Consider the following 14608-nt stretch of genomic DNA (forward strand, 5'->3'; position numbering starts at 1 on the left):
TCAAGCCACATCGATGACCACCTTGCCGACCGCCTTGCGCTCGGCCACGTGCCGTAACGCCGCCGCGGCGTCGGCCAACGGGAACCGGGCGCCGACATAGGGCTGGATGCGGCCGTCGGCGAACATCTGCTGCAGCTCCCGGATATCGCGCGCGGCGTCGTCGGGGTGATCGGCGGTGAAGGTGCGGATCTCCATGCCGCGGATGGTGATGTCTTTCAGTAGAACCAGATTGAGCGGGATAGCGGGAATCGTGCCCGCGGCGTAGCCCAGGGTGACGAACGTTCCGCCCCGGGCCAGGGCACGCAGGGCCGGCTCGGCGTAGCGTCCACCGACCGGATCGATGACGACGCGAGCACCGCCGCCGGTGAGTTCGCGGATGGCCGATTTCAGATCGTCCCGGTCGTAGGCGACGGTCGCCTCGGCCCCGCGCTGCCGGCAGATCTCGAGTTTGTCCTCGGTCGACGCCGCGGCCAGTACCCGGGCTCCCATGCCGACCGCCAAGTCGAGCGCGGCCTGGCCGACCCCTCCGGCCGCTCCGAGGACCACCACCCAATCCCCTTCTGTGACTTGGGCAACCGATCGCAGGGCGTGATATGCGGTGCGATAGGTGACGCCGAACGCCGCCGCGGGGGCGAAGTCCGTGCCGTCGGGAATCACCGACACCTGGTGCGCATCGAGCAGGGCCAGTTCGGCGAAAGCACCGGTCGGGGTGGCCCCGAACACCCGGTCGCCGGGCGTGAACGGCGCTCCGTAAGAACCGGGGCCCGCGGCCACCACCTCGCCGGCAAGTTCGCTGCCCGGGGTGAACGGCACCGGAATCTTGATCTGGTACTTGCCGGCGATCAGCAGCACATCGGGGAAGTTGACGGCCGCGGCGTGTACCCGGACCAGCAGCTGGCCCGGACCTGGCGTCGGATCGGCGACCTCGTCGACAACCAGGTCTTCCGGCGGACCGTAGTTGCGGCAGACAACCGCGCGCATCAGCCCGCCCCCAACCCGCGTAAACAAAACCGCACCAAGTGATCGATGTCGGCCGGGCCGGGCCGGTCGGTCGAGTCCAGATGGCGCCGCATGGTCGCCACCGTGCAGCGGAATACGGTGTCGGCATCGCGGCGAACGTCCGTGCTGCCCAATGCCGCGATTGGCGCGGTTAGCAGATCGCGCATCGGCGACATGATCTCGTCGTCTGCGGCCCGCCAGTTGGCGGTGGCCGAAATCTGGCCGGCCGCAGCACGGCTCATGCTGATCAGGTGCGGGTCGGCGACCTGCGCCAGCGCACCCTCGATCCAGCGCCGCACCTTGCCCGCCGGCGTGGCCTCCTTGTCCATCTGATGCTGCAGGTAGGAGACGACGATCGCGACACCGCGCTCCATCACCGCCAGGATGACGTCGTCTTTGCCGGCGAAGTATCGGTAGAACGCTTTGTTCGACGAGCCGGCTTGCGCGACAATATCGCTCACCCGCGGCGGTTCGGGCGCCACCCGTTCCATGACTCGAACGGCGGCGGCGAGGATGCGTTCGACCTCCTCGGTGGCTTCGCGCTGACGATCGTCGAGGGCGCGCTCGACGGCCGCGGTCACCCGGCTATTGGTCAACGAGCTCACCATATTTGGCGCGTGCAGCCGCGCGGCGGACGTCCAGCATCTCGCTGGGCCAATCCCCGTCTTCGCCTTCGACACCCTTGAGCAGCATCCGGGCCAGGTTGACCTTGTGTGCCTCGGTCGGCCCGTCGGCCAGGCCGAGCGCGATACCGCCCAGCAGAACATTGACCAACGGCAGCTGATCGGTGAGCCCGAGCGCTCCGTGCACCTGGATGGCGCGCAGCGCAATCGATTTCAGAACTTGCGACGCCAAGATCTTGCAGGTGGCGATCTCGGCACGGGCAGCGTGCTCGTCGCCGCTGTCAATCAGCCACGCGGCGTGCAGTACGGTCAGCCGGAACGGTGCCAACTCGGTGTAGGAGTCGGCAACGAACTCCTGCACCAGCTGCTTATCGGCGAGCAAAGTGCCCTGAGTGAAACGGCTTTTAGCGCGCCTGGACATCATCTCGACTGTGCGTTGCGCCATGCCGATCGAGCGCATCGCGTGATGCAGCCGTCCGCCCGCCAACCGGGTCTGCAGGATCAGGAAGCCCTGGCCGGGCTCACCGAGCAACGCGTCCGATGGCACCCGCACCCCGTCGTAGTGCACCAGGGAATGCCCTGGTTCGTGCGGATCCGCGCCGACCAGATGGTGGTTGGCTTCGATATTCAGGCCCTCGGTGGCTGCCGGAATCAGGAATGTCGAGGCACCGTGATGCACCGCCACGTCAGGGTTGGTGATCGCCACGACAATGAAGAAGGATGCCACGGATGCGTTGGAGGAGAAGTATTTTCGTCCGGTGATCACCCAGTCGTCGCCGTCGCGGACGGCGCGGGTGGTGAAGACCCTTGGGTCGGCGCCGCCTTGCGGCTCGGTCATCGAGAAGCACGAGAAGATCTCGCCGGACAGCAGGCCGTTCAGATAGCGGTCCTTCTGGTCCTGGGTGCCGAAGCGGGCGATGATCTCCGCGTTGCCGGTGTCAGGTGCCTGGGTGCCAAAGACGATTGGTGCCCAGGGGCTGCGGCCCAGGATCTCGTTGATCAGCGTCAGCTTGACTGCGCCGAAGCCCTGCCCGCCGAGTTCCGGACCGAGGTGCGGGGCCCACAGTCCTTGGTCGCGGACCTGCCGTTTGAGCGGGTCGACGATTTTGCGGCGCTCGTCGTTCAACGGTAAGAACTCGCAACCGGGGAACAGCACCTCCAGCGGCTCGACCTCTTCGCGGACGAATTCGCGGATCCAGTCGAGTTTCTTCTCGAACTCCGGTTCGGTGGAGAAGTCCCATGCCATATCGAATACTCCTGCTCGTTAGGGAATTCCACCGTCGGCCCGCAGAATCGAGCCGGTGGTGAAGCTGGACGCGTCGGAAGCCAGAAACAATGCCGCACCGACGATTTCGGCCGGGTCTCCGGCCCGTTGCAGTGACAGATGGCCGAATGGATTCTGCGTCGCCTGGTCCAGGTTCCAGGCCTTGCTGACGTCGGTGAGGAATGGGCCGGCCATCAACGTGTTGACCCGCACCGTCGGTCCGAAGGCCCGCGCTAGGCCTTCGGTCATGGCGTTGAGCCCGGCCTTCGACGCCGCGTAGGGAATGATGTCGGGTGTCGGTCGCAGCGAACCGGCGGTGCTGACGTTGATGATCGAGCCGCGCCCGGCCGCCACCATCCGTTCGCCGACCAACGCGGACAACCGGAAAGGACCTTTGAGATTGAGGTTGACCACCGCGTCGAACAGCTTCTCGGTGACGCTGGTGAGCTTGTCGTAAACCGGTGACATACCGGCATTGTTGATCAGCGTATCGACCTTGCCGAACCGTTCGTAGGTCGCGTCCACGAGGCTGTCGAGCTGATCCCACCGCCCGACATGGACTTGGTACGGCATTGCCGTGCGGCCGGTTTCGTGCTCGATCTGCTCGGCGGTGGCGACACAGTTGTCCAGCTTCCTGCTCGCGATCACCACGTCGGCGCCGCATCGGGCGGCGCCAAACGCCATTTCCCGGCCTAGCCCCCGGCTGCCCCCGGTGATCAGCACCACCTGGCCGGTCAGGTCGAAAAGGTCATCGGCGTAACCCATTGCGCTACCTTCTCATCGGCGTTTGGCGGATAGCGAGCCGGCCAGCTCAGCCGCCGTGGCGATCAGCTGCGGGATCATCGCCCCGAAAGCGTCCTGAATCTTCGAGTCGACCTTCCCGGTGCGTACTCCCGCGGCGTAGGTCTTTTCCAGCACAATGCCGAGTTTCCAGTTCGCCAGCACCAGGTAGTAGTCGATGTTCTCGGTCGACAGCCCGCTGACCTTCTCGTAGTGCTCGAGGAGTTCGCTGCGGGTCGGCATGCCCGACATGTCGAGATAAAAGCCATCCTCGCGCGGGTTTTCGCCGTCGTAGCCCAGCAGGCACCACGCCAGGTCCAGCAGCGGATCGCCGACCGTGGTCATCTCCCAGTCCACGATCGCAGCCAGCCGAGCCGGCTCGCCGTGCGCGAACATCACGTTGGCGAACTGGTAGTCGCCGTGCATGATGCCCGGGGTGTAGTGCCCGGGCCGGTTGCGGCGCAACCAGTCGGCGGCTTCGTCCAGCCCGGGGAGCTCACGCACCTTGTAGGCAGCCAGGAAAGCCAGCCAGCGGTCGACTTGCCGTTCGTGGAAGCCGTCCGGACGGCCGAAGCCGTCCAAACCCTGGCCGCGCCAATCCACCCGGCCCAGCTTGGCGGCCCCGTCGACGAGTTCGAACGCCAAGCCCCGGCGTGCGGTCAGGTCGGTGTCGAACGGCGCTTCCCAGCCGCCGTCCATCGGACTCCACCCGTCGATGGCCCGCATCACGTAGAAGGGCATGCCGAGCAGATCGCCGGCGTCGTTGGCGGCGATCAGCTCGGCATGCGGCACATCGGTGCCGCGCAGCGCACGCACCAGTCGGATCTCGCGGAGCAGCCCGTCGATGCGGGCCGCGTCGGCGCGGGCGCCGGGCATCCGCAGCACCATGCGCTCGTTACCACGCTGGATCAGATAGAGCGTGTTCTGCGAGCCCCCGGACAGCTGTTCGAGGACGGGTTCTTCACCTGCGCCAGGGGCGCGGTTGGCGTCCAGCCAGCGTCCCAGCACGCCTGCGTCCAACCGGGAACCGCCATCGGCATCCGACATCTGCACACCCCAATCTCTGCTCGGAGAATAGCATTCTCCAGCGGCATCCTCCGCGGCGCAGTCGTCACGAATCCGCGACGCAACTGATCACGTAGTCGCCACCAACGTGATCGACGCTGTGCAGGTCATGCTCGAAGCCGGGGAATAGCCGGTCGAACTCCTCCAGCGCTCGCAGATACCCGATGAACGGCCCGCCCCACCGCCGTGTCATGCCCAGTCACGCCGCAAACCAGCAAAGCTGTCATCGGCAGGGCCGAGATATCAGCCAACGCGCTCTCCCTTACGCTGCTCCGATCAATGTGACCAAACTGTCGCCCCGCCACCGGTGCGAGCGGAAGGGAACACGGAATGCAATTGCTTCTGGTCCGGCATGCGTTGCCGCTGCGCAGCGAACCCGGTCAAGGGGCTGACCCCGACCTTTCCGACGAGGGGCGGGCGCAGGTCGCACGGCTGCCCGACGCGCTGGCCCGGTTTCCGATCTCCCGGGTGGTCAGCAGTCCGCAGCGCCGTGCGATTCAGACCGCAGAACCGGTCGCCGTCGCCCGCGGGCTGACGGTCGAGATCGACGACCGCTGGGCCGAATACGACCGCGATCTGCCGGTGTACATCCCCATCGAGCACATCCGCGACGAGAACCCGCAGGAGTGGGCCCGCATGGCCGCCGGACAGCTGCCCAGCACGGTCGACGAAGACGCTTTCCGTGCACGGGTGCGTGCGGCCGTCGACGACGTCGCCGGCGGCGCGGAGCACGAGGACACCGTGGCGGTCTTCAGCCACGGCGGAGTGATCAATGTGGTGCTACACGAGATCCTGGGAACCAAGCGGGTGTTGTCGTTCCCCATCGACTACGTGTCGGTGACCCGGCTGCTGTTCTCCCGATCCGGTCAGGCGAGCGTGGTGACGGTCAACGGCACCGAACACGTGTGGGACCTGTTGCCGCGGAACCAGCGCGCGCCCGGTGCGCCCGGCGACGGGTGATAGACAGATCCGGTGACTTCCTCGCCGCTTGACGGGCTTGACCTGGTCGCGCTGGATGGGTACCTGCGCTCGGTCGGCGTCGGCCGTGATGGCCAGCTGCGCGCACAGCTCATCTCCGGCGGCCGCTCCAACCTGACCTTTCTGGTCGCCGATGACTCCTCGACGTGGGTGCTGCGACGCCCGCCGCTGCACGGGCTGACGCCGTCGGCACACGACATGACGCGCGAATACAAAGTGGTTGCGGCGCTCTCCGACACGGCGGTCCCGGTGGCACGTGCGGTCGCACTGTGCGACAACGACGCGGTGCTCGGTGCGCCGTTCCAAATGGTCGAATTCGTTGCCGGGCAAGTGGTGCGCAGCCGCGCCGAACTCGAGGCGCTGGGTGACCAGCACGTCATCGAAGGTTGCGTCGACGCGCTGATCCGGGTGCTGGCAGACCTGCATGCGGTTGACCCGGCTGCCGTCGGACTGGCCGATTTCGGCAAACCCAGCGGATATCTGGAACGCCAGGTCCGCCGATGGGGTTCGCAGTGGGAGCTCGTGCGGCTACCCGATGACGACCGCGACGGCGACGTCGCGCGGCTGCATTCGGCGCTTCACCAGTCGATTCCGCAGCAGAGCCGCACGTCGATCGTGCACGGCGACTATCGCATCGACAACACCATCCTGGACGCGAACGATCCTGCGCAGGTCCGCGCCGTCGTGGACTGGGAACTGTCCACGCTCGGCGATCCGCTCAGCGACGCGGCGCTGATGTGCGTCTACCGCGATCCGTCACTGGACCTGATCATCAACACCCACGCGGCCTGGACGTCGCCGCTGCTACCGGCCGCCGACGAGCTTGCGCACCGCTACTCCGTGGTCTCCGGACAGCCGTTGGCGCACTGGAACTTCTACATGGCGCTCGCTTACTTCAAGCTCGCCATCATTGCCGCGGGCATCGATTTCCGCGGCCGCGAGTCGGGTCGCTCGGAGGGCGACGCGTCCGATCGGGTGGGGGACACCGTGGGGCCGTTGATCGCTCGTGGGCTGACCCAGCTGCAGACCTGAAGAGCTCTAGGCGCCGACTCTGCGGAACCTCACGACGTCCTCCCAGCGGTTCCCGGTCGCTTCGACGAATTCGAAATTCTCCGGTTCGACGAGGTCACGCAACTCTCGCACGTTGAGTCGGTCGGGATCGGGAAACATCTCGACGAACACCAGCCGCCCGCCGGGTTTCAGTACCTGGCCAAGCGAACGTAGGCAGGCCTGCTGGTCTGGCACCTCGCCGATCACTGCGGCCAAGAAAGCAACGTCAAACGTGTTGTCCGGGAATGGAAGCCCATCGCTTGCCTGTCCGGCGGTGAAGCCGACGCCGGACAGGCCCGCCCGTTCGAGTTGCTGTCGGGCCATCTCGAGCATTTCTGGCTGGATGTCGAACAACTCCAGTCGGCCGTCGGTGAGCCGACGGGCAATCTCCACGCTGAAGAATCCGGGGCCGGGCCCGAGTTCCAGGACGTGCTCGGCGCCCGCGAGACCGAGCTTGTCGACGATGCGCGCCGGTTTGAGCAGCGCTCGGCGCACGGGGTTATTGATCATGAACGCCGCCTGGTACGGGAACGGCGACTTGCCTTGTTGACGCGCCTTGTGCAGTAGCGCGCCCACCCACGTTGATGGCATAGGGCCTCCTTAACTCGTAGTTAGGGTACCCTAAGTTATCTGGCGATGGGCGGCTACGGTCGCTCAGCGGCCAGCCGTGAGATTCTTCTTTGCCGCTCGCCGCAACTGGTACATCCGTGCCGTGCCGGCCGCCACGGTGATCAGGCCGCCGCCGACCGCCGCCAGCAGGATCGCCACCCCCAGCGGCAGGCTCCCGTGCCAGCCGAGGAACGCCAACTGCGCCGTACTCGTGTTCTGGGTGATGAAGATCAGCAGCACGATGAGAATCAGGAAGCCCGCGGTCAGGGACGTCCATATGCTGGCCGTGCGGGTGAACTTCACCGCCGATTCCGGCGGCGCCGCGCTGTCTTGGCTTGGCGCGGTGGTTTGAGGTGGTTGATCGGGCGATACCGACGAATCGCTACTCATGGTGCCATCTTCACCCTTTCCGGCGCGGAAAGGTGCCGAACCCCCGCGAAACGTGGGCGTGTTGGCCCGCGGGCCCGAGTCATCGCCGTGTGACCGGCCCACTGAGGATAGTGTCGGTTGGTATGAGCATGCTGCTACGGCGCCGGTGGCGCGCGGCGGCGGGGCTCGCGGCCTTATGTCTTGTTGTCACGGCTTGCGGCAGCTCGAATCCGCTTGGCGGGGTATCGGGCAACATCAACTCGATCGTGGTCGGATCCGCTGGCTTTCCGGAGTCGAAAATCATCGCCGAAGTCTATGCACAAGCCTTGCAGACCAACGGTTTCAACGTCGGACGGCGGATGGGGATCGGCAGCCGCGAGACGTATATCCCTGCGCTGAAGGACCATTCGATCGACCTGGTGCCCGAATACATCGGTAATCTCTTGCAGTACTTCGAGCCGAATGAGACGGTAACCATGCTCGATGGCGTCGAGTTGGAACTGTACAAACGGCTGCCGGGCGACTTGTCGATTTTGACGCCGTCACCGGCGGCGGATACCGACACGGTCACCGTCACCGCCGAGACCGCAACCAAGTGGAACCTGAAGACGATCGCCGACCTGGCGGCACATTCACCAGAGGTGAAGTTCGCCGCGCCCTCCGACTTTCAGGCTCGGTCATCGGGTTTGGTCGGGCTCCGCGCACGATACGGGCTCGACATCGCGCCGGGCAACTTCATCGCGATCAGCGATGACGGTGGCGCTGTCACCGTTCGGGCGCTGCTGGAGGGCACGGTCAACGCCGCCAACATTTTCAGCACGTCACCGGCGATCATGCAGAACCATCTGGTGGTGCTCGACGATCCGCAGCACAACTTTCTGGCCGGCAACATTGTGCCGCTGGTGAATTCGCAGAAGAAATCCGATCGGCTCAAAGATGTGCTGGACACGGTGTCAGCGAAAATGACCACCCGAGGTCTGGCCGATCTCAACGCCTCGGTGTCCGGCAACTCCGGTATCGATCCCGACGAAGCGGCTCGGAACTGGTTGCGGGACAATGGCTTCAACCATCCGATCGGGAGTTGAGGCCTGGCTTGATCAGCTTCGACAATGTCAATAAGGTCTACGCCGACGGCACCGTCGCCGTCGACAGTCTGACTTTGGAGGTACCCGACGGCACGCTGACCGTTTTCGTCGGCCCGTCGGGCTGCGGCAAAACCACGTCGATGCGGATGATCAACCGGATGGTTGAGCCAACGTCCGGCACCGTCATGGTCGATGGCGCCGACGTCGCAGCCGTCGACCCGGTGCAACTGCGCCTGGGTATCGGCTACGTGATCCAGGGCGCGGGCCTGATGCCCCACCAACGGGTGATCGACAACGTGGCGACGGTGCCGGTGCTCAAAGGTCAATCGCGCCGGTCGGCCCGAAGGGCCGCCTACAGCGTGTTGGAGCGGGTCGGTTTGGACGCCAGGTTGGCCACCCGATATCCCGCGCAGCTGTCCGGCGGCGAGCAGCAGCGTGTTGGCGTAGCCCGGGCGCTGGCCGCCGATCCGCCTATTTTGTTGATGGATGAGCCTTTTTCGGCTGTGGACCCGATAGTCCGCTACGAGCTACAGCGCGAAATACTGCGGCTGCAAGCCGAATTGCACAAAACCATCGTGTTCGTCACGCACGACATCGATGAGGCCGTCCGACTCGCCGACCGGGTCGCGGTGTTCGGTCCGGGTGGATCGCTACAGCAGTACGAGGAGCCCGCGCGGCTGCTGTCGCGTCCGGCCAACGATTTCGTGTCGAGGATGATCGGTGCCGGGCGTGGCTATCGATGGCTGCAGTTCTTGGACGCAACCGAATTGCCCGTGCACGACATCCGCCCGATCGCCGAGTCCGATATCGGCGATGCGCAACTGCGCGGCGGCTGGGCATTGGTCGTCAGAGCCGACGGCGCGCCGTTGGGGTGGATCGACGCCGGCGGCGTGCGCAAGCACCGCGGCGGCGCCGCGTTAACCGACAGCGTGACGGCGGTCGGCTCGCTGTTCCGCCCGGGCGCCAACCTGAGCCAGGCACTGGATGCCGCGTTGTCGTCGCCGGCAGCGATGGGAGTGGCCGTCGACAAGATGGGCAAGGTCATCGGGGGAGTGCGGGCCGGCGATGTGTTGGCCGTGTTGGAATCCCAGCCGCAGGACTAGACGTGCATTACCTGATCACTCATCTCCCGGCGGCGTGGATGCTGACGGTGATCCACCTACGGCTGTCGCTGGTGCCGGTGCTGGTCGGCGTGGCGATCGCGCTCCCCTGGGGAGTTCTGGTGTGGCGTCGACCCCCGCTGCGAAGGCTGACCACCGTCACCGCCAGTGTGGTGTTCACCATCCCGTCGTTGGCGCTGTTCGTGGTGTTGCCGCTGCTCATCCCGACCCGGATCCTGGACGAAGCCAACGTCATCGTGGCGCTGACGCTCTACACCGCGGCGCTGATGGTGCGGGTGGTGCTGGAGGCGCTGGATGCGGTGCCGCAGCAGGTGCGCGACGCCGCCAGCGCGATCGGCTACCGGCCCATCACGCGGCTGCTCAAAGTTGATCTGCCACTGTCGATTCCGGTGCTGATTGCCGGGCTGCGAGTGATCGTGGTGACCAACATTTCGATGGTCTCGGTGGGTGCGGTGATCGGCATCGGCGGCCTGGGCACCTGGTTCACCGAGGGCTACCAGGCGAACAAGAGTGACCAGATCGTCGCGGGGATCATCGCCATCCTGATGCTTGCGTTCGTCGTGGACATGGTGATCCTGCTGGCCGGACAGCTGGCGACGCCCTGGGTCCGTGCGTCGCGCCCCGGCCGCCGGCTGTTGATGGCTCCGGTGGTGGGGGGTTCGCGATGAGCTTCGTCGGGCAAGCGCTGTCCTACCTGTTCACCGCCGCCAACTGGGCCGGCCCGGTGGGGCTGGCGGCCCGCACTATGGAGCACTTGGAGTACACCGCCGTCGCGGTAGCGGTTTCGGCGCTGGTTGCCATCCCGGTCGGCTTGATCGTCGGCCATACCGGCCGCGGCACGCTCGTGGTGGTGAGCCTGATCAACGCGCTGCGCGCGCTGCCGACGCTGGGTGTGCTGCTGTTGGCCGTGTTGCTGTGGGGGCTGGGTCTGGTGGCGCCGATTGTGGCGCTGATGCTGTTGGGCATCCCGCCGCTGCTGGCCGGCACCTATGCCGGCATTGCCGCCGTGGATCGCTCCGTCGTCGACGCCGCCCGTTCGATGGGGATGAGCGAGTTGCGGGTGCTACTGCGTGTCGAGGTGCCCAACGCGCTGCCGCTGATCCTGGGCGGGCTGCGCACCGCGACGTTGCAGGTGGTCGCGACCGCGACGGTGGCCGCCTATGCCAGCTTGGGCGGGCTAGGTCGCTATTTGATCGACGGCATCAAGGTGCGGCAATTCCACATCGCCCTGGTCGGTGCGCTGATGGTGGCTGCGCTGGCGTTGATGCTGGATGCCGCGCTGGCGTTCGCGATCTGGGTCTCAGTGCCCGGTACCGGTCGGCTGCGCCGGATGCCGCCGAACGACTCCAACGTGACGGAATACGCCTCGAAATCACCGGGGCCGTCGCCTAACGTAGACCCGTGAGCCCAGCCCCAACGGAAGCGACGTCGAGCTCCTGGTCGGCGATCTTGACCTGGCGATCACACGACGCCAGGCGGATGGAATCGGTACGAGTGCAGTTGTCTGGCAAGCGAATCAAGGCTAACGGCCGCATCGTGGCCGCTGCCGCCGACACCAACCCGGCGTTCGCTGCCTATTACGACCTGCAGACCGATGAGACCGGCGCGACCAAACGACTCGGGATGACGGTCACACTGGCCGAGCGGGAGCGCCAGCTTGCCATCGCCCGCGACGAGGAAAACATGTGGCTGGTCACCGACCATCAGGGCGAGTCGCGGGCGGCCTACGACGGGGCGCTCGACGTCGATGTCGTGTTCAGCCCGTTCTTCAACGCACTGCCGATCCGCCGCTGCGGCCTGATGGAGCGAGCCGACTCCATCACGGTGCCGACGATTTACGTCAGACTGCCGGAGATGTCGGTGTCCTCGGCAATGGTCAGCTACAGCAGTCCGGCGCCGGGAGCTGGCGAGGGAATCAAGGTGCACTCGCCGGTGTCCGAGACCACGCTGACCGTCGATGCCGACGGGTTCATCGTCAACTATCCAGACTTGGCAGAGCGGATCTGATCACCCCGCCGGCCCGGCCCGCGGCAGCCAGCTCGTCGCGCCAATTCTCGGCGCCGACGAACACCGTGACGATCTCTGGCCGCGGAAAACTGTCATAACGCGTCCGGGCGGCATGCCCGGCCTCAGCAAGCTCGGCGACAGATTTGTTGTGCGCCAGCGACTCCCGGGCACCGGCAAGCAATTCGATGGCCCGGTCCACTGCCGGCAGCAATTGGCCCGCGTTGGCTTCGCACATCGCCCGCACCAGATCCGGCGCACTGCCCGCCACCCGTGTGCCGTCCCGGAAAGACCCCGCGGCCAGTGCGAAGGCCAGCGGGACCTCCGAAGCGGTGACCGCCAGTGCTTCCGCCAGCAGATGTGGCAGGTGTGAGATCGCGGCGGCAGCGGCGTCGTGTTCGTCGGATCTGGCCGGCACCACCACCGACCCGCAGTCCAGCGCGAGCTCCATCACCATCGACCAGACCGCGGGGTCGACGTGGTCGTCCACGCTGATCACCCACGGTGCCCCGGCGAACAGCCGGGCGTGGCCGGCGGCCCAACCCGAGTGCGCGGTCCCCGTCATCGGATGCCCGCCGACGAAGCGCGCCTGCAGACCGGCCGCTTTGACCGCATCCAGTACCGCGCCTTTGACGCTGGTGACGTCGGTGAGCGGGCAGTCGGGGGCCGATTCGCTGATGTGGGTGAGCAGGATCGGCAGGGCCGGCATGGGCACGGCGAGGACGATCAGCGCGCCGCTATCGGCGGCGCGGGTCAGCACGTCGGTGAGGTCGGTAGTGGCATCAAAGCCGTCGAACCGGGCCGCCTGGGCCCCCTCGACCGAGCGGTTGTAGCCGAAGGCCTGGCGGCCCGCCGCCGTCGCCGCACGCAGTATCGAGCCCCCGATCAGCCCCAGGCCCAGCACGCACACCGGTGTCTTGAAAACAGGACCAGCCACCCCACAAGGTTGGCACATGCGCCGGAACGCTCGGCCCCGGTAGGCGGCCGACGCGACGCCGATCTGCCGGTCATGTGCTGGTCAACGGGCTCCAGCGGGACTAGCGTAGGCGCCCATGGGAGCACAGCGGGCTTCCGCGCAGGCGGATACGCCAGACGGATTCGGCGTGGCCGTCGTGCGCGAGGACGGTAAATGGCGCTGTTCTGCCATGCGATCAAAAGCCCTGACCAGCTTGACTGACGCAGAAACCGAACTGCGCGAGTTGCGCAGCGCCGGCGCGGTTTTCGGGCTGCTCGACATCGACGACGAGTTCTTCGTCATCGTCCGGCCGGCCCCGTCGGGAACCCGGCTGCTGCTCTCGGACGCCACCGCTGCACTGGACTACGACATCGCCGCCGAAGTGCTTGACAACCTGGACGCCGACATCGATCCGGAGGATCTGGAGGATGCCGACCCCTTCGAGGAGGGTGACCTCGGACTGCTCTCCGACGTGGGGCTGCCCGAGGCGGTGCTGGGCGTCATTCTCGACGAGACCGATCTCTACGCCGACGAGCAGTTGGGTCGCATCGCGCGGGAAATGGGCTTCGCCGAGGAACTGTCGGCGGTGCTCGAACGTCTGGAACGGTGAGGTCCGACGAAGACCTGATCCGTGCCGCTTTGGCGGTTGCCGCCACCGCGGGCCCGCGTGACGTCCCGGTGGGTGCGGTGGTCGTCGGCGCGGACGGCAGCGAGCTGGCCCGCGCGGTCAATGCCCGCGAGGCGCTGGGTGATCCGACCGCACACGCCGAGATCCTGGCCATGCGAGCCGCCGCCGGTGTGCTTGGCGACGGCTGGCGGCTGGCCGGAGCGACGCTGGCGGTCACCGTCGAGCCGTGCACGATGTGCGCGGGTGCGCTGGTGATGGCACGGGTCGACCGTCTGGTGTTCGGGGCCTGGGAGCCCAAGACCGGAGCGGTCGGTTCGCTGTGGGACGTGGTCCGCGACCGTCGGCTCAACCACCGTCCCGCCGTCCGCGGCGGGGTGCTGGCCGAGGAATGCGCCGCCCTGCTGGCGGCCTTCTTCGCCCGCCAGCGATTGGGGTAAGCACCGCGACGTTGGGTAAGCTGTCCGGCGGTGGCGTGTCCGAGCGGCCTAAGGAGCACGCCTCGAAAGCGTGTGACGGGTAACCCCCGTCCGAGGGTTCAAATCCCTCCGCCACCGCCAAGTTTCTCGGCCTATTGCCGCAGGTGAAGGCCACATTTCAGGCTCCGACCGTGCCGCTTGGGCGCGCTTTGGGCACAGTGCCCCGAATGGCGAAATCATTGCGGCCAGTCAGGGTTACGAGACAAAGGCTAACGCCGAGAAGGGCATTGAGGCGATCAAGACTCACGCGCCTGGCGCGAAAGTGGAGGATCACACCGGCTAGTCGTGGCCTTACCTCTCGCCCAGGACGGAGAACGGTCCCTGCTGCAGGGTGGGGAACGGTCCCTGGTGGAGGACGGAGATCGGTCCTTGGGTATGAACCCGGGAATGGGGCACAGGTAGCGCGCAGCAGTGGCCGTGGGCGTGTGCCGTACCAGCGAACGCCGGCGACGCACCCAAGATCAGGACCGCGACGATGAGAGCGTTCCGGATGGTGAGTGCGAACGTGTTCATGGTTCCCATTAAACGCCGAATCGGGCCGCGCCCAGGGGATCTGGGGCTCCAGGCGCGGCCCGATCAACCTTGGTGGTCTTCTTCCCACA

At 66.4% G+C, this 14608-nt stretch carries 19 protein-coding genes and 1 tRNA gene; 11 read left to right on the forward strand and 9 right to left on the reverse strand.

Annotated features, from left to right (window positions below):
* From VNW74_RS16115 to VNW74_RS16140, 6 genes are all read right to left on the reverse strand, one after another.
* The gene (locus VNW74_RS16115; RefSeq protein ID WP_325678503.1) at positions 1 to 981 is read right to left on the reverse strand and encodes an NADPH:quinone oxidoreductase family protein; all 981 of its coding nucleotides are present in this window, start codon (positions 979 to 981) and stop codon (positions 1 to 3) included.
* Entirely contained in the window at positions 981 to 1604 is a 624-nt protein-coding gene (locus VNW74_RS16120; RefSeq protein ID WP_325678535.1) for a helix-turn-helix domain-containing protein, read from the reverse strand. The genes VNW74_RS16115 and VNW74_RS16120 overlap by 1 nt, the downstream gene beginning before the upstream one ends.
* Entirely contained in the window at positions 1585 to 2868 is a 1284-nt protein-coding gene (locus tag VNW74_RS16125) for an acyl-CoA dehydrogenase family protein (RefSeq protein WP_325678506.1), read from the reverse strand. Before VNW74_RS16125 ends, VNW74_RS16120 begins: the two co-directional genes overlap by 20 nt.
* 18 nt (positions 2869 to 2886) lie before the next feature.
* A complete protein-coding gene (locus VNW74_RS16130; RefSeq protein WP_325678508.1) occupies positions 2887 to 3651 on the reverse strand; it encodes an SDR family oxidoreductase in 765 nt (254 codons plus the stop codon).
* A gap of 12 nt (positions 3652 to 3663) precedes the next feature.
* Positions 3664 to 4713 (reverse strand): phosphotransferase family protein, encoded by a 1050-nt coding sequence (locus tag VNW74_RS16135; RefSeq protein WP_325678510.1) that lies wholly within the window; start codon positions 4711 to 4713, stop codon positions 3664 to 3666.
* A gap of 64 nt (positions 4714 to 4777) precedes the next feature.
* Entirely contained in the window at positions 4778 to 4924 is a 147-nt protein-coding gene (locus VNW74_RS16140; protein WP_325678512.1) for a hypothetical protein, read from the reverse strand.
* Between the two features lie 137 nt (positions 4925 to 5061).
* On the opposite strand from VNW74_RS16140, the gene VNW74_RS16145 reads away from it, so the two are divergent.
* Both VNW74_RS16145 and VNW74_RS16150 read left to right on the forward strand, forming a co-directional pair.
* Positions 5062 to 5691: a histidine phosphatase family protein gene (locus tag VNW74_RS16145; protein WP_325678513.1), complete on the forward strand. Its 630-nt coding sequence runs from the start codon at positions 5062 to 5064 to the stop codon at positions 5689 to 5691.
* A 12-nt stretch (positions 5692 to 5703) separates the two neighbouring features.
* A complete protein-coding gene (locus VNW74_RS16150; protein WP_325678515.1) occupies positions 5704 to 6741 on the forward strand; it encodes a phosphotransferase family protein in 1038 nt (345 codons plus the stop codon).
* Positions 6742 to 6747: 6 nt separating this feature from the next.
* Here VNW74_RS16150 and VNW74_RS16155 read toward each other — a convergent pair whose 3' ends face one another.
* Positions 6748 to 7335: a class I SAM-dependent methyltransferase gene (locus VNW74_RS16155; RefSeq protein WP_325678537.1), complete on the reverse strand. Its 588-nt coding sequence runs from the start codon at positions 7333 to 7335 to the stop codon at positions 6748 to 6750.
* 78 nt (positions 7336 to 7413) lie between these two features.
* Positions 7414 to 7758: a LapA family protein gene (locus tag VNW74_RS16160; RefSeq protein WP_325678517.1), complete on the reverse strand. Its 345-nt coding sequence runs from the start codon at positions 7756 to 7758 to the stop codon at positions 7414 to 7416.
* A 122-nt stretch (positions 7759 to 7880) separates the two neighbouring features.
* On the opposite strand from VNW74_RS16160, the gene VNW74_RS16165 reads away from it, so the two are divergent.
* From VNW74_RS16165 to VNW74_RS16185, 5 genes are all read left to right on the forward strand, one after another.
* On the forward strand, positions 7881 to 8822 hold the full coding sequence (locus VNW74_RS16165; protein WP_325678519.1) for an ABC transporter substrate-binding protein: 942 nt from the start codon (positions 7881 to 7883) through the stop codon (positions 8820 to 8822).
* 8 nt (positions 8823 to 8830) lie between these two features.
* A complete protein-coding gene (locus tag VNW74_RS16170) occupies positions 8831 to 9925 on the forward strand; it encodes an ABC transporter ATP-binding protein (protein WP_325678539.1) in 1095 nt (364 codons plus the stop codon).
* 2 nt (positions 9926 to 9927) lie between these two features.
* A complete protein-coding gene (locus VNW74_RS16175) occupies positions 9928 to 10611 on the forward strand; it encodes an ABC transporter permease (protein ID WP_325678521.1) in 684 nt (227 codons plus the stop codon).
* Positions 10608 to 11348 carry an ABC transporter permease gene (locus tag VNW74_RS16180; RefSeq protein WP_325678523.1) on the forward strand — a complete coding sequence of 247 codons (741 nt, stop codon included), beginning with the start codon at positions 10608 to 10610 and terminating at the stop codon, positions 11346 to 11348. The genes VNW74_RS16175 and VNW74_RS16180 overlap by 4 nt, the downstream gene beginning before the upstream one ends.
* 74 nt (positions 11349 to 11422) lie before the next feature.
* A complete protein-coding gene (locus VNW74_RS16185) occupies positions 11423 to 11950 on the forward strand; it encodes a putative glycolipid-binding domain-containing protein (RefSeq protein WP_414686697.1) in 528 nt (175 codons plus the stop codon).
* On the opposite strand, the gene VNW74_RS16190 is transcribed toward VNW74_RS16185, so the two are convergent.
* Positions 11919 to 12857, reverse strand: coding sequence for a prephenate dehydrogenase (locus VNW74_RS16190; RefSeq protein WP_325678541.1), 939 nt, complete (start codon positions 12855 to 12857; stop codon positions 11919 to 11921). The two genes, VNW74_RS16185 and VNW74_RS16190, sit on opposite strands and share 32 nt — an antisense overlap.
* A 142-nt stretch (positions 12858 to 12999) precedes the next feature.
* On the opposite strand from VNW74_RS16190, the gene VNW74_RS16195 reads away from it, so the two are divergent.
* From VNW74_RS16195 to VNW74_RS16210, 4 genes are all read left to right on the forward strand, one after another.
* Positions 13000 to 13512: a tRNA adenosine deaminase-associated protein gene (locus VNW74_RS16195; protein ID WP_325678527.1), complete on the forward strand. Its 513-nt coding sequence runs from the start codon at positions 13000 to 13002 to the stop codon at positions 13510 to 13512.
* Positions 13509 to 13967 carry a nucleoside deaminase gene (locus VNW74_RS16200; RefSeq protein WP_325678529.1) on the forward strand — a complete coding sequence of 153 codons (459 nt, stop codon included), beginning with the start codon at positions 13509 to 13511 and terminating at the stop codon, positions 13965 to 13967. Before VNW74_RS16195 ends, VNW74_RS16200 begins: the two co-directional genes overlap by 4 nt.
* Before the next feature lie 29 nt (positions 13968 to 13996).
* Positions 13997 to 14087: transfer RNA gene (locus VNW74_RS16205), tRNA-Ser, on the forward strand.
* 34 nt (positions 14088 to 14121) lie between these two features.
* Positions 14122 to 14289 (forward strand): YegP family protein, encoded by a 168-nt coding sequence (locus tag VNW74_RS16210; protein ID WP_325678542.1) that lies wholly within the window; start codon positions 14122 to 14124, stop codon positions 14287 to 14289.
* The last annotated feature ends 319 nt before the right edge of the window (positions 14290 to 14608 follow it).

The sequence above is a fragment of the Mycobacterium sp. genome (assembly GCF_035570115.1).
Lineage (GTDB): Bacteria > Actinomycetota > Actinomycetes > Mycobacteriales > Mycobacteriaceae > Mycobacterium.